We start from the raw sequence: 25279 nt of genomic DNA, 5'->3' as shown, positions 1-25279 counted from the left end.
GAATGCCGGGGCCTGCGTGCGGGCTCCGGCTTCAACGATACGGGTACTTACATGAAGCAATATCTCGAACTACTGAACGACGTCGTGACCAATGGCCTGACCAAGGGCGATCGCACCGGCACCGGCACCAAGGCCGTGTTCGCCCGTCAGTATCGGCATAACTTGGCCGACGGCTTCCCGCTGCTGACCACCAAGAAGCTTCACTTCAAAAGCATCGCCAATGAGCTGATCTGGATGTTGAGCGGCAACACCAATATCAAGTGGCTCAACGAAAACGGCGTGAAGATTTGGGACGAATGGGCCACCGAAGACGGCGACCTGGGCCCGGTCTACGGCGAGCAGTGGACTGCCTGGCCGACTAAAGACGGCGGCACGATCAACCAGATCGACTACATGGTGCACACGCTCAAGACCAACCCCAACAGCCGTCGCATTCTGTTCCACGGCTGGAACGTCGAATACCTGCCGGACGAAACCAAGAGCCCACAGGAAAACGCGCGCAACGGCAAACAAGCCCTGCCACCGTGCCACCTGCTGTACCAGGCGTTCGTGCATGACGGCCATCTGTCGATGCAGTTGTACATCCGCAGCTCCGACGTATTCCTTGGTCTGCCATACAACACCGCGGCCCTGGCGTTGCTCACCCATATGTTGGCCCAACAGTGCGACTTGATCCCTCACGAGATCATCGTCACCACTGGCGATACCCATGCCTACAGCAACCATATGGAACAGATCCGGACCCAACTGGCGCGTACACCGAAGAAGCTGCCGGAGTTGGTGATCAAGCGTAAGCCGGCGTCGATCTACGATTACAAGTTCGAAGATTTTGAGATTGTGGGCTATGACGCTGATCCAAGCATCAAGGCCGATGTCGCTATCTAGCGTCTGACGCCGTCCAATGTGGGAGGGGGCTTGCCCCCGATTGCGGTGGGTCAGTCACCCAATACTTAACTGACCCACCGCCATCGGGGCAAGCCCCCTCTCACATTTGGCCCGTTTAATGGCCGTGGCTTCTGCCTACATGTGAGGGCTCAGCCTCGCTGGCCTGCATACTCCCGCTGACCTCCAACTGCTGCAAAATCCCACAGTGATCCCCGCCGCCACAGCGTTGGCGCAAGTCCAGCAACTGCACCTGCAACGCCAATAGCCCGTCGATCCGCGCTTTCACATGGTGGATATGCTCGTCGACCAACGCATTCACGCTTTCGCATTGGTCCTGTGGACTGTCGCGCAGGCTGAGCAGGCTGCGGATTTCTTCGAGGGTCATGTCGAGGCTGCGGCAGTTGCGGATAAAGATCAGCCGCTCGGTGTGCGCCTGGGTGTACACGCGGTAGTTGGCGTCGGTGCGCGCCGGCGGCGGCAGCAGGCCTTCTTTCTCGTAATAACGGATGGTTTCCACCTGACAGTCAGTCAGTTTGGCCAATTCGCCGATCTTCATCGCAGCAATCTCCAAATGGGTGCTTGACCCTATAGTGGCTACAGGGTCTTTACTTGGCAACAGGCACCTTTACGGACGCGACCGAATGAGCGACTCCATCCACACCCCGCATAAACACGATCACGATCACGATCATGATCATGATCATGATCATGGCCCTAAGAAACTCACGCCTGTGCATAACCACGGCCACGGTGGTGCCTGCTGTTCCGGCACTCCAGCACCCGAGTTGGTGCAATTGAGCGAAGCGCCCACCGCCGGCTCGCGCCTCAGCACCTTCCGCATCGAAGCCATGGACTGCCCCACCGAGCAAACGCTGATCCAGAACAAACTGGGCAAGTTGGCGGGTGTGCAGCAACTGGAATTTAACCTGATCAACCGCATCCTCGGCGTCACCCACGACTTGCCGAGTACCGCGCCGATCATCGATGCCATCAAGTCTTTGGGCATGCAGGCCGACCCGATCGAGGAAGGTACCCCGGCTGCCGAACCGCCTGCCAAAAAACACTGGTGGCCGTTGGCGTTGTCCGGCGTCGGTGCGTTGGGCGCCGAAGTGCTGCACTTCACGAATGCCGCGCCGACGTGGGTCATTGCCCTCGTGGCGCTGGTGTCGATCCTCAGCGGCGGCCTCACCACCTATAAAAAGGGCTGGATCGCCCTGAAGAACCTCAACCTGAACATCAACGCCTTAATGAGCATCGCCGTGACGGGCGCGATCCTGATCGGCCAGTGGCCGGAAGCCGCCATGGTGATGTTCCTGTTCACCGTCGCCGAGCTGATTGAAGCCAAGTCCCTGGACCGTGCGCGCAATGCCATCAGCGGCTTGATGCAGATGACCCCGGAACAGGCCACGGTGCAGCAGGCCGACGGTAACTGGGTTGAGCAGGAGGTTAAAAGCATCGAACTGGGCGCCATCGTCAGGGTTAAACCCGGCGAGCGCATCGGCCTGGACGGTGAAGTCACCGCAGGTCAATCCACCATCGACCAGGCGCCGATCACCGGGGAAAGCCTGCCGATTGAAAAAACCGTGGGCGATAAAGTCTTCGCCGGCACCATTAACCAAGCCGGCTCCCTGGAATACAAAGTCACGGCAGCGGCCAATAACTCCACACTGGCGCGGATCATCCACGCCGTCGAGCAAGCACAAGGCGCACGGGCTCCGACCCAGCGCTTCGTCGACAGTTTTTCCAAGTTCTACACCCCGGCCGTCTTCCTGTTTGCCTTGGGTGTAGCGATTATTCCGCCGCTGTTCATGGCCGGTGTCTGGTTCGACTGGATCTACCGCGCCCTGGTGCTGCTGGTGGTTGCCTGTCCCTGCGCGTTGGTGATCTCCACTCCGGTGACGATCGTCAGCGGCCTGGCGGCGGCGGCGCGCAAAGGCATCCTGATCAAGGGCGGCGTGTACCTGGAGGGTGGTTACAAGCTCGACTACCTGGCGCTGGACAAGACCGGCACCATCACGCACGGCAAACCGGTGCAGACCGATTACTTGGCGTTGTTCCCAAACGTCGAGGACAGCGCACCGGCCCTCGCCGCCAGTTTGGCTGGGCGTTCTGACCACCCGGTGTCGTTGGCCATCGCGAATGCGGCTGTGGATAAAAACCTGCCGGTGCACGTTGTGGATAACTTCGAAGCCCTGGCCGGTCGTGGTGTGCGCGGCGATATCAAGGGTGAGACTTACCACTTGGGCAACCACCGTCTGGTGGAAGACCTCGGCCTGTGCTCGCCTGAGCTGGAAGAAAAGCTGTTCGCGCTGGAGAAGCAAGGAAAGTCCGTGGTGTTGCTGCTCGATAAGTCCGGCCCCCTGGCGCTGTTCGCCGTGGCCGATACCGTCAAGGACAGCAGTCGCGAGGCCATTCAGCAATTGCACGAGTTGGGCATCAAAACCCTGATGCTCACCGGCGACAACACCCATACCGCCCAGGCGATTGCGGCCCAGGTCGGCATCGACCAGGCTCAAGGCGACCTGTTGCCCACCGACAAACTGCAAGCCATCGAAACCCTCTACGGCCAAGGCCACCGGGTGGGTATGGTCGGCGACGGCATCAACGACGCCCCGGCCCTGGCCCGCGCAGAGATCGGTTTTGCAATGGCCGCCGCCGGTACCGACACTGCCATCGAGACTGCCGACGTGGCGCTGATGGACGATGATTTGCGCAAGATACCGGCATTCATTCGTTTGTCGCGGCAAACGTCGAGTATCCTCAAGCAGAACATCGCCCTGGCGCTGGTGATCAAGGCGATCTTCCTCGCAGTCACTTTCCTGGGGATGGCCACCATGTGGATGGCGGTCTTCGCCGACATGGGCGTGAGCCTGCTGGTGGTGTTCAATGGCCTGCGCCTTTTGCGCAAATAAACGATGAGAGGGCGGTGTGCTGAGTGCTGAGCTGAAGGCGTTTTTTATGGTCGCCCGCCTGGGCAGCATTACCCAGGCGGCGAAAAAACTCGGCCTGAGCCAGCCCACAGTCACCACCCAGATCCGAAACCTGGAAAGCCAGTACGGCGTTGAGCTGTTCTACCGCGGTGGTCGCCGCCTCACGGTCAGTGATGACGGCGCCCGGTTGCTGCCGATGGTCAAGGCGTTGTTGCAGCAGGAAGCGGACATCGAGTTTTTCCTGCGCAACAGTGGTCAACTCCAGGGCGCTTTGCGCATTGCCGCGACAGCGCCGTATTACATCCTCGACCTGGTCAAAGCCTTTCGCGAACGCCTGCCCCATGTGGAGGTGTCGGTGGACATCGGCAATTCTCAGCAGGTACTCGAAGCGCTGGACGAGTACCGCGTAGACGTCGCCGCCTCTTCGCAGTTGCTGGAAGACCCGCGCCTGATCCGCCGCGTATTGGGCACTGATCCTCTGGTGTTGGCGGTGCATCGCAATCATCCCCTGGCCAAGCTTGATCATGTGCCATTGACTGCCCTGGCCGGACACACCTTATTGATGCGCGAAGCAGGTTCCACCACCCGACGGCTTACCGAGGACATGTTGCAGGGTGCTGGGGTGAGCTATGGGCCGTTGCTGGAGATCGGCAGTCGCGAGTCAATCCGGGAGGCGGTGCTGCGCAATATCGGTATCAGCATCATTGCTCGACAGGAAGTGCCCCATGATCCGCAGTTGCGGGTGTTGACCATTGAGAATGCGCCGCAGATTCCGGAGTACCTGTACTGCCTCAAAGAACGAAAAGGCGCTCGCCTGCCGGCGGCGTTTCTAGGGTTGGCGCAGGAAATGTCGCCAATTTAGAGGTTTGGTGGCTGCCTTGAGGGCCAATCGGGGGCAAGCCCCCTCCCACATTTTGATCTGCGAACACATTCCAAGTGTGGGAGGGGGCTTGCCCCCGATTGCGGTAAACCAGACACCCCCCTCCAAATCACCTACACAAATCCACCAATACCACTATCACTCCCTTTTGCCTTTCTGCCACAAGAGGGACGCATTGCCCGCCTAGCATGGCCTTCATCAGTTTGATGAGGTGCCACCATGAACACAGTCCTGACTCAACCCGGCGCGCCAATGAAAGTGCGCGGTATCCAGAAACGCTTCGGCGCCTTTACCGCGCTGGACCACGTGTCCCTGGACGTCGCCGCCGGCGAGCTGGTGTGTCTGCTGGGTCCGTCTGGCTGCGGCAAGACCACCTTGCTGCGTTGCATCGCCGGCCTGGAGCGCCAGGACAGCGGCGAACTTTACCTGGGTGATCGCGATGTTTCCCTGCTGCCACCTCAGGCGCGGGACTACGGCATTCTGTTCCAGTCCTACGCGCTGTTTCCCAACCTGACCATCGAAGCGAACATCGGCTACGGCCTCACCGGCAGTGGTCGCGATGAAGTGCGCCAGCGTGTCGGGCAGATGCTGGAACTGGTCGGTCTGGTCGGCAGCGAAAAGAAATACCCCGGCCAGCTGTCCGGCGGCCAACAGCAGCGCGTTGCCCTGGCCCGCGCCTTGGCGCCGGCCCCTTCGTTGCTGCTGCTGGACGAACCCATGTCCGCCCTCGACGCCCGCGTGCGTGAGCACCTGTGCACCGAGCTGCGCCAGCTGCAACGGCGCTTGGGCATCACCACGCTGATGGTCACCCACAACCAGGACGAAGCCATGTTGATGGCCGACCGTATTGCCGTAATGAACAACGGTAAGGTCGAGCAATACGCCACGCCCCAAGAAATTTACGACCGCCCGGCCACGCCGTTCGTGGCGGAGTTTGTCGGCCAGGGCAACTGGCTGCCGTTCAGCCGCAACAGTGCCAGCCATGCCCAGGTCGGCGGGATGAACATGCGCTTGGCCGAGGATGCCGGTGTGGCCACGTCCGGCCGCCTGTTCTGCCGACCGGAAGCCATCAGCGTCAACCCGCCAGTGCACGAAGAAAACCTGTTCGCGGCCAAGGTCCGCGAGATCACCTTCCTCGGCAACCGCTGCCGCATGAGCTTTGAACTGGACCAACTGCCTGGCCACCCGCTGCTGGCCGAACTGGCCCCGGAGGCGATGCCGCGCCTGGGCGCTCAAGACATCTGGGTCGCCTTGCCGCCGCGCAGCCTGCAGGTGTTTGCCTGAGATGGCCGCTGTCATGACTCTGCCGCGGCAAGTTTCCCGTGCCGAAACCGGCGACCGTATTTTTGTGCTCGGCGGCAAACTGCTCTGGCTGTGCCTGCTCAGTGTTGCCGTGTTGATGCCGCTGCTGGCGATCTTCTGGCGCGGCTTCAGCAGCGAGGCCGGGCAGGGCGGTGGCCTTGCGGCCGCTCGGGATTTAATCACCAGCGAGAACTTCCACTGGCTGCTGGGCAATAGCCTGAAAGTCTCCCTCAGCGTGGCGGCCATTGTCGTACCGCTGGCCTACCTGTTTGCCTACGCGCTGCAACGCACGTTGATTCCAGGCAAGGCGATCTGGCGAGGCCTGTCGCTGCTGCCGTTGATGGCACCGTCGATGCTGCCGGGCATTGCGCTGGTTTATCTGTTCGGTAATCAGGGCATGCTGCGCGGGCTGCTTTCGGACAACATCTACGGCTTCTGGGGGATTGTGCTAGGGGAAGTGATCTACACCTTCCCGCACGCGTTGATGATCCTGTTGTCGGCGCTGTCCCTGGCGGATGCGCGGCTGTTCGATGCCGCCTCCAGCATGGGCGCCAGCCCGGCACGGGCGTTTCGCAGCATCACCTGGCCGGCCACGCGCCAGGCGGTGTTCGCCGCATTCTGCCTGGTGTTCACCTTGACCATTACCGACTTCGGCGTGCCCGTGGTGGTCGGTGGTGATTACCAGGTGCTGGCGTTGGAAGCCTACAAGGCGGTGGTCGGCCAGCAACAATTTGGTCGCGGCGCGTTGATCGGCATGGTGTTGCTACTGCCGGCGCTGTTCAGTTTTGGCGTGGATGCGTGGTTGCGCCGGCGTCATGGCGACGCCATGAGTGGCCGCGCCCAGGTGTTCCAGCCCACGCCATCGCGGGTAAGGGATGGCTGCTACCTGGCCATCGTCCTACTGATCTGCGCGGTGTTGCTGCTGGTGTTCGGCATGGCGGTGTACTCCTCGCTGGTGAAATTCTGGCCGTACAACCTGTCGCTGTCGCTGAACCACTACCAGTTTGAAGACACGGCGGGCGGCGGCTGGCTGGCCTATCGCAACAGCCTGCGCATGGCCTTGTGCACGGCACTGATCGGCAGTGTGCTGATCTTCACCGGCGCCTATCTGATGGAAAAAACCAAAGGTCAGAAGGGCCTGAACCTGGCGCTGCGCATGCTCAGCTTTGTCCCGATGGCCGTGCCGGGTTTGGTGCTGGGCCTGGGCTACGTGTTCTTCTTCAACCTCAACGGCAACCCATTGCACGTGTTCTACGGGACCATGACCCTGCTGGTGGTGTGCACCATTGCTCACTATTTGACCACTGCGCAGATGACCGCCACCACCGCGTTGCGCCAGCTGGACGCCGAGTTTGAAGCCGCCGCGCTGTCGCTCAAGGCGCCGCTGTACCGTCATTACCTGCGCGTCACCGTGCCGATCTGCCTGCCGGCGCTGCTGGACATCGTGCGCTACCTGTTTGTATCGGCGATGACCACCGTATCGGCCGCGATTTTTCTCTACAGCCCCGACACCATCCTCGCCGCCGTCGCCGTGTTGAACATGGACGACGCCGGCAATGTGGGCGGCGCGGCGGCCATGTCGACCCTGATCCTGTTCACCTCGGCCGGCGTCTCGCTGCTGCTGGCGTGGGCCTCACGTGGCGCGCTGCGCCGATCCCAAGCCTGGCGCCAGACCGCGCCCGGCCAATAACCCTTAAAGGAGGTATTCCATGTTCAAGCCCCTGGCGCTGGTCGCTGCCGTACTCACTGCATTCAGCCTGAATGCCTTCGCCAAAACCGAACTGACCGTGTACACGGCCCTCGAAGCCGAGCAGTTGAAGACCTACAAAAAGGCCTTCGAGCAAGCCAACCCTGATGTTGAAATCAAGTGGGTACGTGACTCCACCGGCATCATCACGGCCAAGCTGCTGGCCGAGAAAGATCGCCCGCAAGCCGACGTGGTGTGGGGACTGGCGGCCTCCAGTCTGGCGATCCTCGACCAGCAGGGCATGCTCGACAACTACGCGCCTAAGGACCTGGACAAGATCGGCAAAAACTACCGCGACGCTGCTAACCCCCCGGCCTGGGTCGGCATGGACGTGTGGGCCGCGACCATCTGCTTCAACACCGTCGAAGCCGAGAAACAGGGCCTGACCAAGCCGGTGAGCTGGCAAGACCTGACCAAGCCTGAGTACAAGGGCAAGATCGTGATGCCCAACCCGGCATCGTCCGGCACCGGTTTCCTGGACGTAAGCGCGTGGCTGCAGGCCTTCGGCGAGAAACAAGGCTGGCAGTACATGGACGACCTGCACCAGAACATCGGTCAGTACGTTCACTCCGGTTCCAAGCCTTGCAAGCTGGCGGCTTCGGGAGAATTCCCGATTGGTATTTCGTTTGAATACCCGGCGGTACAGCTCAAGCGTCAGGGCGCGCCGCTGGACATCATCCTGCCCAAAGAAGGCCTGGGTTGGGACATCGAAGCGACTGCCGTGATCAAGGGCAGCGCCCATGCCGACGCGGCGAAGAAACTGGCGGACTTTTCTGCCAGCCCTGCGGCGATGGAGTTGTACAAGGACAACTTTGCCGTGCTCGCCCAGCCGGGAATCGCCAAGCCGCAGACCGAATTGCCAGCGGACTACGAGCAGCGTTTGATCAAGAACGACTTCGGCTGGGCCTCCAAAAACCGCGACAGCATCCTGACTGAATGGCGTAAGCGCTATGACGGCAAGTCGGAGAAGGTAGCGGGTCAGTAAGGTTTTCGTTAGGGCTGATGGCCCTAGCGGGAGCAAGCCCCCTCCCATAGTCGACCGAGTTCCTGCATGAGAATGCGGTCAACTGTGGGAGGGGGCTTGCCCCCGATGGCGGTCTTGAAAACAGGACATCACTAAATGACACACCACAGCGACCTGCTGATCATCGGCGCCGGCATCCTCGGCCTTTCCCACGCTTATGCAGCCGCCAAACGCGGCCTCAAGGTCAAAGTCTTCGAGCGCAGCGCCACGCCGTTGGGCGCCTCGGTGCGCAACTTCGGCCAGGCTCTGGTCACCGGCCAACCACCGGGGCCGATGCTCGACCTGGCGCGGGAAAGCCGTGCGATCTGGGGGCAGTGGGCGCAAGTCGCCGGGCTGCAACTTAAGCGCAACGGCTCGTACTTGTTCGCCCGCACCGAAGCTGAAGAACACCTGCTGGAAGCCTTCTGCGCCGGTCGCGCGCAGGAGTACGGCTATAACGTCGAGTTGCTGCAAGGCGCAGCAATGAAGGACCTGTACGGCGGCCAGTTCCGCCACCACCGCGCCGCGCTGCACGGCAAGGACGATCAACAGCTGTATTCGCGCGAGGCGATTCCGGCGCTGATCAACTACCTGACGCAAGCGCTGAACGTGGAGTTTCATTTCTCCACGCTCGTGCGCGACGTGGAGCCGGGGCAACTGCACAGCACGGCGGGGAGCTTTCGTGGCGAGCAGATCATCGTCTGCTCCGGCCACGATTACCAAACCCTGCTGGCCGAATCGATTGCGCCGCTCAACCCGCAGGTCTGTCGCCTGCAAATGCTGCGCGCCCGGCCGGTGCTCAACCTGAACCTGCAACACGCCTTGCTCACCGGCCTCAGTTGCGTGCATTACGGTGCTTTCGCCGACTTGCCGGAAGCCGCGCCGGTGCAGGCGCAGATCCTTCGCGAAGCACCGTACCTGCATGAGCATGGCATTCACTTGCTGATCAGCCCAACGCCTCACGGCGAACTGATCATCGGCGATTCCCACGAGTACGGCAGCGATGCGTCGCCCTTCAACGCCGAACAGGTCGACGACTGGATGATCGAACTGGCCCAGCAGACCCTGGGCTGCAAGATCCAGGTAGTGGAGCGTTGGCAGGGCGTTTATGGCTCGCGTGGACCGGCGCCGTTCTCGTTCTTGCGGGCGGCGCCAGGCGTGAGTGCAGCGTTGATGCACACCGGCGTGGGCATGAGCGTGGGACCAGCGATGGCCGAGCGCAATATCCGCGCGTTGTGTGGGGAGGCGTGATGAACCGGGAACAGGTGATTACCGACGTCTTCGGTTTGTACGAACAGCACGGCACGGCGGACTACATCGGTGAGCCGGTGTCGCAGATCGAACACATGTCCCAGACCGCGCAGTTGGCCATGGCAGAAGGTTTCGATGATGAAGTGGTATTGGCAGCGTTCTTCCACGACATCGGCCATCTCTGCGGCCAGGGCGGCGCGAACATGGGCGGTTATGGCGTGGTCAGCCATGAGCGGTTGGGGGCGGATTACCTGCGTCGGGCAGGGTTCAGCGAACGCATGGCCAGGCTGGTGGAATATCACGTGCAGGCCAAGCGCTACCTGACCTTCAGCCAGCCGGATTACTACGCGCGCCTGAGCGAAGCCAGCCGTCGAACCTTGGCTTATCAGGGCGGCGTGATGACGGCCGATGAGGCACGGGCCTTCGAGCAAGACCCGCTCTGTCACGTCAGCCTGCGCATGCGCCACTGGGACGAACAAGCCAAGGACATGCACGTGCCGCTGCTCGACCTTGAAGTGCTCAAGGCCAAGGCTCGCAAGGTGCTGGCAGCTTAGGTCTCGTCGAGGCGTTGGGCGAGGGCCTCGATTTGCTCTTGGCGTTCAGCCTGGCTCAGCTTGGCGTGGGGGTTGAGCGACGACCATTGCGGATGGGCACGGGCTTTGTGCAGCGCCTCCGGCAACTTGCCTTCGCGCCAGGTTTTGTCCTGGGGCGTATCGACCTTAATGCTGTGCATCGCCGCGTGGCCGCGCAGGCTCAGGGCCTTGAGCAACTGGCGTTGGCGCAGGGCGAGCAGGCGCAGGACGCTATCATCGACGGTCAACTCGCGTTGGCCCTTGATCTTGCCCAGCAGGCGGCTGCCATAGCTGCGCGCGGTTTGCAGCGCGCCCCCGGCGATGGCTCCGGCCAGGGCAGCGGCGCCCAGCGTCAGCCCGCCAACCAGCAGATCCACGCCGGCACCCGCCGCCGCGCCGGCAGCGATCCCGCCACCCACGCGCACGCCGAGTTGCTTGAGGGTTTCCGGGTTGAACAGGTCGTCGCCCCAGCGGCCATCCAGCAGCGGCAAGTCGCTGGCGGCCGCGTCTTGTGGGCGGAAACCGAACAGCTTGAGCAGGGCCTCCACACATTTTTGTTCGCGCTGGCGCACGGCCTTGCGCAAATCGCCGATGGCGTGCTGCTCATCTTCAGTGACCACGCTGCGCCTGCACGCGGCGCAGTCGATCAATAATTCGGCGATCAACCGCGCGGCGCTTTGCTGGCGGGCTTGGCGTTGGGCTTGCTGATCAAGGACCAAGCGTTCCAACTGCGGTCGTGCGTTTTCCAGCAGCAGGGCCAGACTTTCATACAGACGACGCTCGCCGTCTTCCGGCGGCGCGACGCTGTCGAAACGCACCAGCGCATGCAGGCCGAGGCGGGCCAGGGCTTCGCGCCAGTCCGGTTCGCGGTGGTCGCTGCTGCTGACGAAATTGAGCACCGGCAGCAAGGGTTTGCCGCAACTGGCCAGTACTTGCAGCTCATCGCGGTACTTGGCCAGAACCGGCTCGCGGGCATCAATCACATACAGACCGGCGTCCGAGGCCAGCAGTTGGCGCAGCACTTTGGCTTCCTGCTCGAAACGCTGGCGCGCTTCGCTGCCTTCGAGGAACCGCGCCAGGCGCGCCGGGCCGTCCAAGCGTTCGCCGGGTCGGTCGAGACGTTCCAGGTAATCAAGCAGGGCGATGGCATCTTCCAGGCCGGGCGTGTCGTACAGCTCCAGCAGGGCTTCGCCGTCCACCGACAGGCGCGCGCCTTCCACATGCCGCGTGGTGCTGGGACGATGGGAGACTTCACCGAAGCCCACATCCCGGGTCAGGGTGCGCAGCAGCGAGGTTTTGCCCACGTTGGTGTGGCCGACCACGGCGAGTTTCAGCGGTTTAGTCATGACCGGTCTCCAGCCAGTTCAACGGCGCGCAGTCGGCGAAGGGCAGCTCCAGCTGATGCAGCGCGGTGTGCCAATCGCCGAGGCGTTCGGCATCCAGCGCTTGGCCGGGCGGCGCTTGCAGCAGCCAGACGCGGGTGGCTGCGGCGCTGCGCGCGAGTTCGGCGATCAGCGCGAGGCTGCCGCGATCCGGCGAACGGCGCGGGTCGCAGGCGATGGCCAGGCGCGCGGGCGGGAAGCGGGTGAGCTGTTCCAACAGCTTGTTGCGCGATTCACGGCTGTCGAGGATGCCGGCGTTTTTCACTTGGGCTGGTAGCTTGGGCGGCCAGGGGTGTTGGTCGTCCAGCTCGATGGCCACCAACAGGGCGCCGTCGCTTTCAAGCTCACTGACGCCGCCGGTAACGTGGTGCAGTTGCTCGGGCGCGGCGTCGTTGACGCCGAGGCGTTCACTGCTTGGCATCAGGCGTTCACGCAGTTGGCTATAGCCCGGTAGGTTCAGGTCCAGGCGCAAGGCCGCGCGTCCTACTTTCCAACGCCACAGGCACAACAGGGCGAGGATGAGTCGGGGCAGCAGGCCGTAGACCAGCAACACGCCCACCAACCAAGCGGCCCAGGCTTGGCGGGCGCTTTCGATATTGAGGGCGGAGTCGCCGCTGGCGCGGATCATCTCGACGGTCGGTACATTGAAACCAAGCACAGCGGGCAGGGCGCCGAGGGCCTGGGTGACGGCGACGAAGGTGTCGGCACCGAGAATGGTGGTTTCCCACACAAAGCCGTAGCGCCTTGTGGCGAGCAGTGTCAGCAGAATGACCAGCGCGCTGAGCAATGCCAGCAGCCACAGTCCGTTGACCAGCACACCGACTGCCCAGCGATTGAGTTTCTGGCGCTGCAACAACAGCAATAACGCCGGGGCCAATTGCGCGGCCTTGGCGTCACGGGCGAGTTTTTCACTGAGCCACAGCCATAAGCGACCAAGGCTGGCGCTGTGCTCTCCAGCAAACAGCAGGCCCAGTGCCCAGCTTATCAACAGGATCAGATTCAAACCGAGCAGGCTGCCCAGGGCCCAGAACACATTCACCGGGGTCAAACCGTTGCTCAGTGCCGCGAAGGCCAGCCCGGCGCCGCTAATAACGGCGACTAGCGCCAGCAGCACCAGTGCCAAACGCGCACCTTGCAGCCAGCGGGTGAGGGCGGCAGTCAACCCATCGCGCTCGGCCAGATGCAAGGCGCGATGCTGGATGCGCGTCGGCAGATCGCCGCCGGCCGTGCGGGCCAGGCGGTTGGCTTCCAAGTCCTCCAGGGCGCCTGCGTGTTCTTCACGCAGGCGCACGGTTTCTGTCAGCCAGAGTTTTTGCAGCGGGTTCAGTGCAGTCACGCGCCGTCCTGTTGAGCAAGTGAGGTTGGAGCATAACCGCTAGGTCTTGGCTCTGGTATTCTCGTCGCCATGAAAAAAACTCTCCCTTTAAGCCTGATCGCAGCCCTCGGTGAAAACCGCGTGATCGGCGTCGATAACAGCATGCCCTGGCATTTGCCGGGGGATTTCAAATATTTCAAGGCCACCACCCTTGGCAAGCCAATCATCATGGGGCGCAAGACCTGGGATTCTCTGGGTCGACCGCTGCCTGGGCGCTTGAACCTGGTGGTCAGCCGTCAGACCGATCTTAAGCTTGAAGGTGCGGAAGTTTTTCCGTCACTCGATGCCGCCGTGGCGCGGGCTGAAGCCTGGGCGCTGGAGCAGGGCGTGGATGAGTTGATGCTGATCGGTGGCGCGCAGCTGTATGCGCAGGGACTGGAGCAGGCGGATCGGTTATATCTCACGCGCGTGGCGCTGAGTCCGGAAGGGGATGCGTGGTTTCCGGAGTTTGATGCGAACCAGTGGACGTTGGTTTCCAATCTGCCAAACCCAGCCGAAGGTGATAAGCCGGCTTACAACTTCGAAGTCTGGGAAAAAGCCTAAAAGCATCGGGGGCAAGCCCCCTCCCACATTGAAGTGCATTCCAAATGTGGGAGGGGGCTTGCCCCCGATGACGGTCTATCAGGCCTGCGCTAACTCCGCATGCTCATCCGCATCCAACAACGCCTTGTCCGTCTGCCCCATGATCTGGCTGGTAATTGCCCCTGCCGTCATCGAACCATTCACGTTCAACGCCGTACGGCCCATGTCGATCAGCGGCTCCACGGAAATCAGCAGCGCCACCAGTGAGACCGGCAAGCCCATGGCCGGCAGCACGATCAGCGCGGCAAACGTCGCACCGCCTCCCACGCCAGCAACACCGGCCGAACTCAGGGTCACAATCGCCACCAGGGTCGCGATCCATAGCGGGTCCAACGGGTTGATGCCCACGGTCGGCGCCACCATCACCGCCAACATGGCAGGGTAGAGGCCGGCGCAACCGTTCTGGCCGATGGTCGCGCCGAACGAAGCAGCGAAACCGGCAATGGATTGCGGAATGCCGAGGCGGCGAGTCTGCGCCTCAATGCTCAGCGGGATAGCCGCCGCGCTGGAACGGCTGGTGAAGGCAAACGTCAGCACAGGCCAGACCTTGCGGAAGAAGCGCAGCGGGTTGATCCCGGCCAGCGACAGCAGCAGGCCATGCACCACGAACATCAGGCCCAGGGCCAGGTACGACACCAGCACGAAACTGCCGAGCTTGATGATGTCTTGCAGGTTGGAACCGGCGACCACTTTGGTCATCAGCGCCAATACGCCGTACGGGGTCAGTTTCATCACCAGGCGCACCAGACGCATCACCCAGGCTTGCAGGGTGTCGATGGCGTTGAGCACTTTCTGGCCTTTTTCCACGTCATCCTTGAGCAGTTGCAGCGCGGCAACCCCCAGGAAGGCAGCAAAGATCACCACGCTGATGATCGACGTCGGCTTGGCGCGGGCCAAGTCGGCAAACGGGTTTGACGGCACAAACGAGAGCAGCAACTGAGGGATGTTCAGGTCGGCGACCTTACCTGCGTAATCACTCTGGATCACTTGCAGGCGCGCCATTTCCTGGGTGCCGGCCACCAGGCCCTCGGCCGTGAGGCCGAACAGGTTGGTCAAACCGATACCGATCAATGCCGCAATCGCGGTGGTGAACAGCAGCGTGCCGATGGTCAGGAAGCTGATTTTGCCCAAGGACGCCGCGTTATGCAGGCGCGCCACAGCGCTGAGGATCGAGGCAAATACCAGCGGGATCACGATCATTTGCAGCAACTGCACGTAGCCGTTACCGACTAGGTCGAACCAGCCGATGGAGGCCTTGAGCACCGGGTTGCCGGCACCGTAAATGCTGTGCAGCGCCACACCAAACGCCACGCCCAGGACCAGGGCAAACAGAACCTTCTTGGCGAGGCTCCAGTTTGTGCGACGGGTTTGCGCCAGGCCCAATAGCAGGGCCACGAACACGAGTAAGTTGAGAATCAGGGGCAGATTCATTGAAGCTCCGTTGAGAAGGCAGCCAATCGCGTGAGCCTGCGATTGCGAACCGGAAATCCTAACAGCTTGAAATATATTGATTTAATACCAATATGGAATGGTGACTGTCGTTTTTGGAATAAGCCTTTGACGCTCAGGCGTATGCCGTTGGCGGGATCAGGACGCGCGCGGTCGCGCTCAACATGGGAACTGTCACGAGTATTTGTTAGCGTCGATGTCTTTCACTCAGGGAGACAACGTCTATGAAGCTCGCGCCGAAACTACTGGTATCCGCCGCACTTTGCCTGGGACTCGCCAGCCAGGCGTTTGCCGCCACGGAGTTGAAACACTGGCCCGCACCTGCGGCCAAGCAACTGAACGACATGATCGCCGCCAACGCCAACAAGGGTAACTACGCGGTGTTCGACATGGACAACACCAGCTACCGCTACGACCTCGAAGAGTCCCTGCTGCCCTACATGGAAAACAAGGGCCTGATCACCCGCGACAGCCTTGATCCTTCGCTCAAGCTGATGCCGTTCAAAGACACGGCCGACCATAAGGAAAGCCTGTTCAGTTACTACTATCGTCTGTGCGAAGTGGACGACATGGTCTGCTACCCCTGGGTCGCCCAGGTGTTTTCCGGCTTCACCCTCAAGGAACTCAAGGTTCAGGTGGATGAGCTGATGGCGTCCGGCAAGCCCGTGCCGGTCAGCTATTTCGAAGGCGACGTGGTGAAGAAGTCCGAGGTGCAGCCGCCGAAAGTCTTCACCGGCCAGACCGAGCTGTACAACAAGCTGATGGAAAACGGCATCGAGGTGTACGTGATGACGGCCGCTTCCGAGGAACTGGTGCGCATGGTCGCGGCGGATCCGAAGTACGGCTACAACGTCAAACCTGAAAACGTCATCGGCGTGACCACCCTGCTCAAGGACCGCAAGACCGGCGAGCTGACCACCGCCCGCAAGCAGATCACCGCCGGCAAATACGATGAGAAAGCCAACCTCGGCCTGGAGCTGACCCCTTACCTGTGGACCCCGGCGACCTGGATGGCGGGTAAACACGCGGCGATCCTCACCTACATCGACGAATGGAAAAAACCGGTGATCGTCGGCGGCGACACGCCGACCAGCGACGGTTACATGCTGTTCCACGATGTAGACGTCGCCAAGGGCGGCGTGCACCTGTGGATCAACCGCAAAGACAAATACATGACTCAACTCAACGGCATGATGGCCAAGCATGCTGCGGCGCAGGCCAAGGAAGGGTTGCCGGTGACGGCGGATAAGAACTGGGTGATCGTCAAGCCGGATGAGATTCAATAACCACGGCTCTACGCCGGTAAATGTGGGAGGGGGCTTGCTCCCGATAGCAGGGTGCCAGTCGGTGCATGTGTTGACTGACCCATCTATATCGGGAGCAAGCCCCCTCCCACATTGTGATCCTCAGTGTTTTGGAGAATTGCTCCAGGCAAAAAAATGCCCCGCACTTGGCGGGGCATTTTTATTGGGGCGAGGCTTACAGGCCGTCGAGCATCGCCTTGTTACGCACAGCACCCTTATCGGCGCTGGTGGCCAGCAGGGCATAAGCCTTCAGCGCGGTGGTCACTTTACGTGGACGTTTTTCAACCGGCTTCCAACCTTTCTTGTCCTGTTCGACCCGGCGCGCCGCCAGTTCTTCATCGCTGATCAACAGGTTGATCGAACGGTTCGGAATGTCGATCAGCACCTTGTCGCCATCCTGCACCAGGCCAATCGCGCCACCGGCAGCGGCTTCTGGCGAAGCATGGCCGATGGACAGGCCCGAGGTGCCGCCGGAGAAGCGGCCGTCGGTCAGCAGGGCGCAGGCTTTGCCCAGGCCTTTGGATTTCAGGTAGGACGTCGGGTAGAGCATCTCCTGCATACCCGGACCGCCTTTCGGGCCTTCGTAGCGGATGATCACGATGTCGCCTTCTTTCACTTCGTCGGCGAGGATGCCGCGAACCGAGCTGTCCTGGCTTTCGTAGATCTTGGCGCGACCTTCGAAGACGTGGATGGACTCATCCACACCGGCGGTTTTCACCACACAGCCATCGAGGGCGATGTTGCCGTAGAGCACGGCCAGGCCGCCTTCTTGGGAGTAGGCGTGTTCGACACTGCGGATGCAGCCGTTTTCACGATCGTCGTCCAGGGTGTCCCAACGGGTCGACTGGCTGAACGCAGTCTGAGTCGGGATGCCCGCCGGGCCGGCCTTGAAGAAGGTATGCACGGCTTCGTCGTCAGTCTGGGTGATGTCCCACTTGGCGATGCCTTCGGCGAGGGACTTGCTGTGCACGGTCGGCAGGTCAGTGTGCAGCAGGCCGCCACGGGCCAGAGAGCCTAAGATCGAGAAGATCCCGCCGGCGCGGTGCACGTCTTCCATGTGGTACTTCTGGATGTTCGGCGCGACTTTGCACAGTTGCGGCACGTGACGGGACAGGCGGTCGATGTCGCGCAGGTCGAAATCGATCTCGGCTTCCTGGGCGGCGGCCAGCAAGTGCAGGATGGTGTTGGTGGAACCGCCCATGGCGATGTCCAGGGTCATGGCGTTTTCGAACGCCTTGAAGTTGGCGATGTTGCGCGGCAATACCGAGTCATCGTTCTCGGTGTAGTAACGCTTGCACAGCTCGACGATGGTGCGACCGGCCTGCAGGAACAGTTGCTCGCGGTCGCTGTGGGTCGCCAGGGTCGAACCGTTGCCCGGCAACGCCAGGCCCAGGGCTTCGACCAGGCAGTTCATCGAGTTGGCGGTAAACATGCCGGAGCACGAACCGCAGGTCGGGCAGGCGCTGCGCTCGTATTCCGCAACCTTCTCGTCAGAAGCGCTGGAATCGGCGGCGATGACCATGGCGTCGACCAGGTCCAGGCCATGGGAGGCGAGCTTGGTCTTGCCGGCTTCCATCGGGCCGCCGGAGACGAAGATCACCGGGATGTTCAGGCGCAGGGAGGCCATCAGCATGCCGGGGGTGATCTTGTCGCAGTTGGAGATGCAGACGATGGCGTCGGCGCAGTGGGCGTTGACCATGTACTCCACGGAGTCGGCGATGATCTCGCGGCTTGGCAGCGAGTACAGCATGCCGTCATGGCCCATGGCGATGCCGTCATCCACGGCGATGGTGTTGAATTCTTTTGCTACGCCGCCAGCGCGTTCGATCTCGCGGGCGACCAGTTGGCCCAGGTCCTTGAGGTGGACGTGGCCCGGTACGAACTGGGTAAAAGAGTTGGCAATCGCGATGATCGGCTTCTTGAAGTCGTCATCTTTCATCCCCGTGGCACGCCACAGTGCGCGCGCGCCGGCCATGTTGCGGCCGTGGGTGGATGTTTTCGAGCGGTAATCAGGCATTGGAGCACTCCGGGCGGCTAATCGGTATCAAAGGGGAGTGAGCTTCTAGTGACGTCTGGAACACCCGAAAAATGGCCCTGGTGTCCGGAAGTTGCCGCAAACGTGACGGGATCGCCGTGCGCATTGGCCTTGAGCTCATAAACCCGCCGGGGGATGACTGGCGATGAATAGGGCCGATTCTACACCGCTGGCGGCTGGAGGGAACGGGGCAATACTCATGTCCGTGGGCTTTGTTTAGACTAGCGACCCTTTGCCCCCCACCCCCCTCCAAAGGAATTGGAATGCCCGGTATCCATCGTTTTCTTGGGTTTTACCTGCTGATCGGTCTGATCCAGGGAATCGTCTTCAATTACTCCGATCAGCTCTATCGCTTGAGCGAAACTCTGTTTTTTGTCACCTACACCGTTGTGTTGGTCGGCGGTACCACCTTGCAGTTGCTGGGGGAAAAAGCCCTGCGGTGGCGGTCGCTGCTACCTACGCTGGCGTTCACCCTGTTGATGGGCGGCATGACGCTGTGGGTCTGTTACGGCCTCGACCATGTCGGCAATAGCCGTTGGGCGATCAATTCCTGGTTTATCAGCGTGATGTTGTTGAGTTATGTCTGTGCCACGTTTCTGTTCGCCTGGCCCGCCGAAAAAGGGCAGCGCTGGCGTTATGAGGACCTGTTTCAGCAGGCCTGGAACAGCGTGTTCATCGTGCTGTACGCCCTGATCCTGGTGGGGGTGTTCATGTTGTTGCTCAAGCTATGGGGCCGACTGTTCCTGATGCTGGGCATCGAATTTTTTGAGCATCACTTCTGGAGCCAGCGATTCCTGTGCATCAGCTTGCCGTTGGTGTTCGCCCTGGGCATGTACCTGGCGGCGCGCAGCGAGAAAGTCATCGGCCAGATGCGCGGCATGCTGTTCAGCGCCTGTGGCTTGTTGTTGCCGTTGATCGCCCTGATCAGTCTGCTCTTTACCCTGACTTTACCGTTCACCGGGCTCCAACGAATTTGGGCGACGGGTTATTCAACGCCCATTCTTCTGGTGCTGGCAGGTGCGCAACTGTTCTTGCTCAACGGTGTTTTTCAGGAGGGTGTTCAGCCTCGGCCGTACCCCAAATGGTTAACGCGTTTTATCGAGTTGAGCCTGCTGTGTCTGCCGATTCTCGCCGCCATCGCGTTTTATTCGAGCTGGCTGCGGGTGGAGCAATATGCCTTGTCGCCACAACGCTTCATTGCGCTGGCGGCGGCGCTATTGTGTGGCTTGTATGGCCTGGCGGCCGTTTGGGCGGTGGTGTTGCGTTCGCCGATCTGGCTCGCCAACTTGCGGGTGACCAACCCGGCCCTGGCGTTGCTGTTTTGTGGGCTGGTGGTGTTGGTCAATACGCCAATCCTCGATCCGGTACGTTTGAGCGTCGACGATCAGGTCCGGCGTTTGCTCGACGGGCGCACCAAGGCTGAAGCGTTCGATGCGGACTACTTGCGGTTTGGCCTGGAGAAAGCAGGCGAGGAGGCGTTTGCAAAGTTACAGGTCGACTTGGATCAGGAACGCATTCTGGACCCGGATTCACGCCGCGCCTTGCGTGAGCGGATGGACGACACGGCGCTGAGTTTCACCGAGCGCTATGCAAAGGAACAGGCGGAGCGGCCCAAGCCCGAACTGGAATGGATCGGCCCGGAGCCCAAAGGTAGCGAGCAATTTGCCGAGCTCAGCCTGAGCACGGACTCCCCTTGCGAGTTGGGTTGCGTGCTGTGGGCGGTCGACCTGGATCAGGATGGCCAACCCGAAGTGCTGGCAATGCCGAGCACCAGTTATCGTCACGACTCCAAGCCGCCACGCATTTTCGTGCTGGATGAGAAGGGCGAATGGGACGATCGTGGTCCGTTGTTGTGGACGCAGCTGCCGGACGGTTATGTCGACACGGAGACGCTGATCCACGATATCCGCGAAGGAAAGGTTTCGCTGGTCAAACCCCGTTATTTGCAGTTGCAGACCAGCGATATGCTGCTTACGCCGGTGATTCGGGAGCCTTAGCGGCCCGCACGGCTGTTGGTCATCAGCCCCCACAGGCTGAGCACAATAAAACCGATGGCGATGGTGATGAGCAGATAATCGCCGGCCTGTGCCAGTGCGGCGCTGCTGATGGCCGCCGTGAGAAACATGATGCTGTTCCCGGCCGATGCCGCGGTGCCCGCACTGCTTGAGAACAACAGCATCGCTGCGGAAATCGCAGCAGGCCGAACCAGGGTGACGGCCAGGGCGCTGATCAGCATTGGGATGAGCAAGGTCACGGTGCTGATGGCTTTCAGGCTCACGATCAGGGTTAACAGTGCGCCAGCAACGAGCAGTAGTCCGAGACCGATGTTGATTTGCCGGGACAGCGTCATGCGTTTTTGCAGGTGCGAGGCTGCGACGCCCCCGAGCAAGTAGGCCACGCCATACACCATCAGCACCAACGCATATTGGTACTCGGACAGCTTCAGCGCATCCATGAAAATCAGCGGTGTCACGCTGATCAAGGCGAAATAGCAGGCAAACACCAGGGCGGCGATCCACCAATAGCGCAGAAAGTCGCGATTGGCGGCGACTGCTTTGAGCGTGCTCAGGATCGAAACGGGTGCGCGGTGCGGGCTGGCAGCCTGGGAAGGCAGAATGCAGAACGCATGGATCAACATGCCCAATGCCATGAGCGCAAACCCATAGAAGCTCCCTTGCCAGTCGAAGGTGGTTTGCAGCCAGGAGCCGATCAGTGGTGCTAGGGCGACAAATGAGCCGCTCAGGGTCATGTAATAGAGGCGTACCCGGGCTCGGTCCTGTTCGTCGAACAGGTCTTCCACCAGTGCATGGCCCAACACGAAGAAGCCGCACCCCATGGCCTGCACCGTGCGAAACAGCAGGAACGTCAGGTAATCCGGGGCCATTGCGCAGCCTATCGCCCCGAGGATCGACAGCGTGATGCAGCCGAGCAGCACTTCCTTGCGGCCCCATTTATCCGACAGCGGGCCAGTGACCAGTTGGGAGATCGAAAACACCAAAGTGAACAGGCTGATGGACAGTGCGATGTCTGCGCTGGGCGTATCGAACTGGGCAGACAGGGCGGGAAACGAGGGCAGCAGGATATTGATCGGGAAGAAGCTGATCAGGGAAATGCAGGTGATTAGGATGAAGCGGGAGAGAGACGGCCCAGACATTGTTTTTGTTTTCCGGAGTAAAACCAGAAACCGATACTAGTCTGCGAAAAGTGGAATTCAATCAAAAGCGTTGAGAGAAATTTCCTGAATGGACGTGGCTTGCTTGGGTATGAAACGTTTTCACGGCAACCACAAAACAAATGTGGGAGGGGGCTTGCCCCCGATTGCGTAGTGTCAGCCCCCTATTAGCTGGCTGACACACGGCTATCGGGAGCAAGCCCCCTCCCACATTTTTATCTGTGCTTGCCTGTTAGCTATTCGGCAACAACCGGCACGTAATGCTCTTGATGTAGCGTGTCTCGGCAATTGCCGGGTGCACCGGGTGATCCGGACCCTGGCCGCCACGCTCAAGCATCTGGATATTGCGGTCCAGATGACGGGCGCTGGTCAGCAGAATGTTCTGCAGGTCGTCTTCCGGCAGGTGCATGGAGCACGAGGCGCTGACCAGGATGCCGTCCTTGCTGAGCAGACGCATGGCTTGCTCGTTCAGGCGGCGGTAGGCGCCTTCGCCGTTCTTCATGTCTTTTTTGCGTTTGATGAAGGCCGGTGGGTCGGCGACGATCACGTCGAAACGCTCTTCGCTGGCTTTCAGTTCTTTCAGCGCTTCGAAGACGTCGCCTTCGATGCAGGTCATTTTTTCGGCAACGCCGTTCAGCGCAGCGTTGCGCTCTACGCCGTCGAGGGCGAAGGCGGAAGCGTCGACGCAGAACACTTCACTGGCGCCGAAGGCCGCTGCTTGCACGCCCCAGCCGCCGATGTAGCTGTACAGGTCGAGTACGCGTTTGCCTTTGGCGTATGGGGCCAGGCGTGCGCGGTTCATGCGGTGGTCATAGAACCAGCCGGTTTTCTGGCCTTGGATCACTGGGGCTTCGAATTTCACGCCGTTTTCTTCCAGCGCGACCCACTCAGGCACCAGGCCGAACACGGTTTCGACGTAGCGGTTGAGGCCTTCGGCGTCGCGCGCGGCGGAGTCGTTCTTGAACAGGATGCCGCTCGGCTTGAGCACTTGGGTCAGTGCGGCGATCACGTCTTCCTTATGGGCTTCCATGGTCGCCGAAGCGATCTGCACCACCAGGATGTCGCCGAAACGGTCGACTACCAGGCCCGGCAGCAGGTCGGAATCGCCGTAGACCAGGCGGTAGAACGGCTTGTCGAACAGGCGATCACGCAGGGACAGGGCAACGTTGATGCGGTGCACCAGTAGCGACTTGTCCAGCGGCAACTTGATATCGCGCGACAGCAGGCGTGCGCAGATCAGGTTGTTCGGGCTCATGGCCACGATGCCCAGGGTCTTGCCGCCGGCCGCTTCCAGGATAGCCTGGTCGCCTGCCTGGAAGCCGTGAAGAGGTGTGGCGGCCACATCGATTTCGTTGCTGTAGACCCACAGGTGGCCGTTGCGCAAACGACGATCGGCGTTGGCTTTGAGACGCAGGCTTGGCAGGGACATGACGTCGCTCCGGAAAAAAGAGCGGGAGTATACCTTGTTGCGTAGGAAATCGCGGCGCCGCCGGACATGTGGCCAGCACCCAAATTTGGTCCGGCTCCATCCGGTTTTTGAGGTGTCGGTCAGCTTTGCTTAGGGGGTAGAATCCTCGCCTAGCCCAGAGTGTGTACTTATGTCCCAAGAGCTTTCCGCCGAACAGATCCAGCAGGCCCTGCAAGGCATCAGCGTACCGCCCCAACCGCAAATCATGGTGGATTTGCAAATGGAGCAGTACATGCCTGACCCGGACCTGGAAGTGATCGCACGGTTGATCTCCCAGGATCCCGGCCTGTCCGGCGCGTTGCTGAAGATTGTCAACTCACCGTATTACGGTCTGAGTAACAAGATTGCCTCGATCCAGCGCGCAGTGAACCTGTTGGGCAGCCGGTCGATCATCAACCTGATCAACGCGCAGTCCATCAGGGGCGAGATGAGCGACGACACCATCGTCACCCTCAACCGCTTCTGGGACACCGCCCAGGATGTGGCCATGACCTGCCTCACACTGGCCAAGCGCACGGGTTCCCAGACCGTAGACGAGGCCTATGCCTTGGGCTTGTTCCACGATTGCGGGGTGCCGTTGATGCTCAAGCGCTTCCCCAACTATATGACCGTGCTGGAGCAGGCCTACGCCAATGCCGGCCCTGACTGCCGCGTGGTCGACACCGAGAACAATGCGTTCAACACCAACCATGCGGTGGTTGGCTACTACACCGCCAAGTCCTGGCGCCTGCCGGAACATGTGACCGATGCCATCGCCAACCACCACAACGCCCTGGCGGTTTTCAGCGATGAGTCGTCGCGCAACCCGCAGGTGAAGAACCTGCTGGCAATCCTGAAGATGGCCGAGCACATCTGTTCGTCCTACCGGGTGCTGGGCAACCAGTCGGTTGACCATGAGTGGAACGCCATCGGCCCTCTGGTGCTGGACTACGTGGGCCTGTCGGATTACGACTTCGAGAGTATGAAGTTGTCGATCCGCGAACTGGGCGCGCACTGACTCCCCCCTTCAAGAGGTACACATGCCCGAGTTACCAGAAGTCGAAACCACCCGGCGCGGGATTGCGCCGCACCTGGAAGGCCAGCGCGTCAGCCGCGTAGTGGTACGTGAGCGGCGCCTGCGCTGGCCAATCCCGGAAGACTTGGACGTGCGCCTGTCCGGGCAGCGCATCGTGCTGGTAGAGCGGCGGGCCAAGTACCTGTTGATCAATGCCGAGGTGGGCACCTTGATCAGCCACTTGGGCATGTCAGGCAATTTGCGCCTGGTGGAAGTCGGTATGCCAGCGGCCAAGCATGAGCATGTGGATATCGAGCTGGAATCGGGCATGGCCCTGCGCTACACCGACCCACGGCGCTTTGGCGCGATGCTCTGGAGCCAGGATCCGCACAACCATGAGTTGCTGATCCGTCTGGGGCCGGAGCCGTTGACGGACCTGTTTGATGGCGAGCGCTTGTTTCAACTGTCCCGCAGGCGGTCGATGGCGGTTAAGCCGTTCATCATGGACAACGCGGTGGTGGTGGGCGTGGGCAATATCTATGCGACGGAAGCGCTGTTTGCGGCGGGGATTGATCCGCGTCGTGAGGCGGGTGGTATTTCACGCGGGCGGTATTTGAAGCTGGCGATTGAGATCAAACGCGTGCTGGCGGCTGCCATTGAGCGGGGCGGCACCACGTTGCGGGACTTTATCGGCGGGGATGGGCAGCCGGGGTATTTCCAGCAGGAGTTGTTCGTCTACGGCCGGGGTGGCGAGGCGTGCAAGGTCTGTGGGACTGAGCTGCGCAACGTGGTGCTGGGGCAGCGGGCGAGTGTGTTTTGCCCCAAGTGCCAGAGCTGATTGTTGTGTGATGGCGGATATAACCATCGGGGGCAAGCCCCCTCCCACATTTGAAATGCATTACAAGTGTGGGAGGGGGCTTGTCCCCGATAAGGCCCTGACAGGCGCTG

Annotated in this window: 20 protein-coding genes; 13 read left to right on the top strand and 7 right to left on the bottom strand. The window is 61.1% G+C overall.

Annotated features, from left to right (window positions below; genetic code table 11):
• The first annotated feature begins 51 nt into the window (after window positions 1-51).
• Complete coding sequence (locus LRO94_RS27170) at window positions 52-885, top strand: thymidylate synthase (protein ID WP_015886389.1); 834 nt, start codon at window positions 52-54, stop codon at window positions 883-885.
• A 115-nt stretch (window positions 886-1000) separates the two neighbouring features.
• Here LRO94_RS27170 and cadR read toward each other — a convergent pair whose 3' ends face one another.
• Window positions 1001-1441, bottom strand: a complete 441-nt coding sequence (gene cadR, locus LRO94_RS27165; RefSeq protein WP_032884195.1) for a Cd(II)/Pb(II)-responsive transcriptional regulator — start codon at window positions 1439-1441, stop codon at window positions 1001-1003.
• An 85-nt stretch (window positions 1442-1526) separates the two neighbouring features.
• Between cadR and LRO94_RS27160 the strand changes: the two genes are divergently transcribed.
• The 7 genes from LRO94_RS27160 to LRO94_RS27130 all read left to right on the top strand — a co-directional run bounded on the left by LRO94_RS27160 (window position 1527) and on the right by LRO94_RS27130 (window position 10552).
• Window positions 1527-3797, top strand: a complete 2271-nt coding sequence (locus LRO94_RS27160) for a heavy metal translocating P-type ATPase (protein ID WP_179179771.1) — start codon at window positions 1527-1529, stop codon at window positions 3795-3797.
• 16 nt (window positions 3798-3813) lie between these two features.
• Complete coding sequence (locus LRO94_RS27155; protein WP_122754221.1) at window positions 3814-4677, top strand: LysR family transcriptional regulator; 864 nt, start codon at window positions 3814-3816, stop codon at window positions 4675-4677.
• 237 nt (window positions 4678-4914) lie between these two features.
• Window positions 4915-5979: a putative 2-aminoethylphosphonate ABC transporter ATP-binding protein gene (locus LRO94_RS27150; protein ID WP_032884191.1), complete on the top strand. Its 1065-nt coding sequence runs from the start codon at window positions 4915-4917 to the stop codon at window positions 5977-5979.
• A gap of 1 nt (window position 5980) precedes the next feature.
• The gene (locus tag LRO94_RS27145; protein WP_122754222.1) at window positions 5981-7687 is read left to right on the top strand and encodes a putative 2-aminoethylphosphonate ABC transporter permease subunit; all 1707 of its coding nucleotides are present in this window, start codon (window positions 5981-5983) and stop codon (window positions 7685-7687) included.
• A gap of 19 nt (window positions 7688-7706) precedes the next feature.
• Window positions 7707-8729 (top strand): putative 2-aminoethylphosphonate ABC transporter substrate-binding protein, encoded by a 1023-nt coding sequence (locus LRO94_RS27140; protein ID WP_179179772.1) that lies wholly within the window; start codon window positions 7707-7709, stop codon window positions 8727-8729.
• Window positions 8730-8864: 135 nt separating this feature from the next.
• Window positions 8865-9998 carry a TIGR03364 family FAD-dependent oxidoreductase gene (locus LRO94_RS27135; RefSeq protein WP_095185148.1) on the top strand — a complete coding sequence of 378 codons (1134 nt, stop codon included), beginning with the start codon at window positions 8865-8867 and terminating at the stop codon, window positions 9996-9998.
• Window positions 9998-10552, top strand: a complete 555-nt coding sequence (locus LRO94_RS27130; protein WP_179179773.1) for a phosphonate degradation HD-domain oxygenase — start codon at window positions 9998-10000, stop codon at window positions 10550-10552. Before LRO94_RS27135 ends, LRO94_RS27130 begins: the two co-directional genes overlap by 1 nt.
• Here LRO94_RS27130 and LRO94_RS27125 read toward each other — a convergent pair.
• Together LRO94_RS27125 and LRO94_RS27120 are read right to left on the bottom strand one after the other, a co-directional pair.
• Window positions 10549-11916 (bottom strand): DUF3482 domain-containing protein, encoded by a 1368-nt coding sequence (locus LRO94_RS27125; RefSeq protein WP_179179774.1) that lies wholly within the window; start codon window positions 11914-11916, stop codon window positions 10549-10551. The genes LRO94_RS27130 and LRO94_RS27125 overlap by 4 nt on opposite strands.
• Complete coding sequence (locus LRO94_RS27120; protein WP_179179775.1) at window positions 11909-13288, bottom strand: DUF2868 domain-containing protein; 1380 nt, start codon at window positions 13286-13288, stop codon at window positions 11909-11911. The genes LRO94_RS27125 and LRO94_RS27120 overlap by 8 nt, the downstream gene beginning before the upstream one ends.
• Window positions 13289-13357: 69 nt before the next feature.
• Here LRO94_RS27120 and LRO94_RS27115 point away from each other — a divergent pair, with 69 nt between their 5' ends.
• A complete protein-coding gene (locus LRO94_RS27115; RefSeq protein ID WP_032884180.1) occupies window positions 13358-13870 on the top strand; it encodes a dihydrofolate reductase in 513 nt (170 codons plus the stop codon).
• Between the two features lie 78 nt (window positions 13871-13948).
• On the opposite strand, the gene LRO94_RS27110 is transcribed toward LRO94_RS27115, so the two are convergent.
• Window positions 13949-15340 carry an L-cystine transporter gene (locus tag LRO94_RS27110; RefSeq protein WP_032884179.1) on the bottom strand — a complete coding sequence of 464 codons (1392 nt, stop codon included), beginning with the start codon at window positions 15338-15340 and terminating at the stop codon, window positions 13949-13951.
• 242 nt (window positions 15341-15582) lie between these two features.
• Here LRO94_RS27110 and LRO94_RS27105 point away from each other — a divergent pair, with 242 nt between their 5' ends.
• Entirely contained in the window at window positions 15583-16644 is a 1062-nt protein-coding gene (locus tag LRO94_RS27105; RefSeq protein ID WP_095185144.1) for an HAD family hydrolase, read from the top strand.
• Between the two features lie 193 nt (window positions 16645-16837).
• On the opposite strand, the gene ilvD is transcribed toward LRO94_RS27105, so the two are convergent.
• On the bottom strand, window positions 16838-18679 hold the full coding sequence (gene ilvD, locus LRO94_RS27100) for a dihydroxy-acid dehydratase (RefSeq protein WP_032884175.1): 1842 nt from the start codon (window positions 18677-18679) through the stop codon (window positions 16838-16840).
• 281 nt (window positions 18680-18960) lie between these two features.
• On the opposite strand from ilvD, the gene LRO94_RS27095 reads away from it, so the two are divergent.
• Window positions 18961-20694, top strand: a complete 1734-nt coding sequence (locus tag LRO94_RS27095) for a DUF4153 domain-containing protein (protein ID WP_122681963.1) — start codon at window positions 18961-18963, stop codon at window positions 20692-20694.
• Here LRO94_RS27095 and LRO94_RS27090 read toward each other — a convergent pair.
• Together LRO94_RS27090 and LRO94_RS27085 are read right to left on the bottom strand one after the other, a co-directional pair.
• Window positions 20691-21851 carry an MFS transporter gene (locus LRO94_RS27090; protein ID WP_179179776.1) on the bottom strand — a complete coding sequence of 387 codons (1161 nt, stop codon included), beginning with the start codon at window positions 21849-21851 and terminating at the stop codon, window positions 20691-20693. The genes LRO94_RS27095 and LRO94_RS27090 overlap by 4 nt on opposite strands.
• 250 nt (window positions 21852-22101) lie before the next feature.
• Window positions 22102-23298 carry a class I SAM-dependent rRNA methyltransferase gene (locus tag LRO94_RS27085; protein WP_003213799.1) on the bottom strand — a complete coding sequence of 399 codons (1197 nt, stop codon included), beginning with the start codon at window positions 23296-23298 and terminating at the stop codon, window positions 22102-22104.
• 169 nt (window positions 23299-23467) lie between these two features.
• Between LRO94_RS27085 and LRO94_RS27080 the strand changes: the two genes are divergently transcribed.
• Window positions 23468-24334 carry an HDOD domain-containing protein gene (locus LRO94_RS27080; RefSeq protein ID WP_032884170.1) on the top strand — a complete coding sequence of 289 codons (867 nt, stop codon included), beginning with the start codon at window positions 23468-23470 and terminating at the stop codon, window positions 24332-24334.
• Between the two features lie 22 nt (window positions 24335-24356).
• The gene (mutM, locus tag LRO94_RS27075; RefSeq protein ID WP_095185142.1) at window positions 24357-25169 is read left to right on the top strand and encodes a bifunctional DNA-formamidopyrimidine glycosylase/DNA-(apurinic or apyrimidinic site) lyase; all 813 of its coding nucleotides are present in this window, start codon (window positions 24357-24359) and stop codon (window positions 25167-25169) included.
• The last annotated feature ends 110 nt before the right edge of the window (window positions 25170-25279 follow it).

The organism is Pseudomonas sivasensis (assembly GCF_021391435.1).
GTDB classification, from domain to species: Bacteria; Pseudomonadota; Gammaproteobacteria; order Pseudomonadales; family Pseudomonadaceae; genus Aquipseudomonas; species Aquipseudomonas sivasensis.
Note: the sequence above shows the minus strand (reverse complement) of the source record. Positions and strands in the feature narration are given on the sequence as shown.

What these genes read in the sequence shown, in the direction of transcription:
- LRO94_RS27170 (WP_015886389.1), top strand. Translation starts at nt 52, where the DNA reads ATGAAGCAATATCTCGAACTACTGAACGACGTCGTGACCAATGGCCTG.
- cadR (WP_032884195.1), bottom strand. Translation starts at nt 1,441, where the DNA reads ATGAAGATCGGCGAATTGGCCAAACTGACTGACTGTCAGGTGGAAACC.
- LRO94_RS27160 (WP_179179771.1), top strand. Translation starts at nt 1,527, where the DNA reads ATGAGCGACTCCATCCACACCCCGCATAAACACGATCACGATCACGAT.
- LRO94_RS27150 (WP_032884191.1), top strand. Translation starts at nt 4,915, where the DNA reads ATGAACACAGTCCTGACTCAACCCGGCGCGCCAATGAAAGTGCGCGGT.
- LRO94_RS27145 (WP_122754222.1), top strand. Translation starts at nt 5,981, where the DNA reads ATGGCCGCTGTCATGACTCTGCCGCGGCAAGTTTCCCGTGCCGAAACC.
- LRO94_RS27140 (WP_179179772.1), top strand. Translation starts at nt 7,707, where the DNA reads ATGTTCAAGCCCCTGGCGCTGGTCGCTGCCGTACTCACTGCATTCAGC.
- LRO94_RS27135 (WP_095185148.1), top strand. Translation starts at nt 8,865, where the DNA reads ATGACACACCACAGCGACCTGCTGATCATCGGCGCCGGCATCCTCGGC.
- LRO94_RS27130 (WP_179179773.1), top strand. Translation starts at nt 9,998, where the DNA reads ATGAACCGGGAACAGGTGATTACCGACGTCTTCGGTTTGTACGAACAG.
- LRO94_RS27125 (WP_179179774.1), bottom strand. Translation starts at nt 11,916, where the DNA reads ATGACTAAACCGCTGAAACTCGCCGTGGTCGGCCACACCAACGTGGGC.
- LRO94_RS27115 (WP_032884180.1), top strand. Translation starts at nt 13,358, where the DNA reads ATGAAAAAAACTCTCCCTTTAAGCCTGATCGCAGCCCTCGGTGAAAAC.
- LRO94_RS27110 (WP_032884179.1), bottom strand. Translation starts at nt 15,340, where the DNA reads ATGAATCTGCCCCTGATTCTCAACTTACTCGTGTTCGTGGCCCTGCTA.
- LRO94_RS27105 (WP_095185144.1), top strand. Translation starts at nt 15,583, where the DNA reads ATGAAGCTCGCGCCGAAACTACTGGTATCCGCCGCACTTTGCCTGGGA.
- ilvD (WP_032884175.1), bottom strand. Translation starts at nt 18,679, where the DNA reads ATGCCTGATTACCGCTCGAAAACATCCACCCACGGCCGCAACATGGCC.
- LRO94_RS27095 (WP_122681963.1), top strand. Translation starts at nt 18,961, where the DNA reads ATGCCCGGTATCCATCGTTTTCTTGGGTTTTACCTGCTGATCGGTCTG.
- LRO94_RS27090 (WP_179179776.1), bottom strand. Translation starts at nt 21,851, where the DNA reads ATGTCTGGGCCGTCTCTCTCCCGCTTCATCCTAATCACCTGCATTTCC.
- LRO94_RS27085 (WP_003213799.1), bottom strand. Translation starts at nt 23,298, where the DNA reads ATGTCCCTGCCAAGCCTGCGTCTCAAAGCCAACGCCGATCGTCGTTTG.
- LRO94_RS27080 (WP_032884170.1), top strand. Translation starts at nt 23,468, where the DNA reads ATGTCCCAAGAGCTTTCCGCCGAACAGATCCAGCAGGCCCTGCAAGGC.
- mutM (WP_095185142.1), top strand. Translation starts at nt 24,357, where the DNA reads ATGCCCGAGTTACCAGAAGTCGAAACCACCCGGCGCGGGATTGCGCCG.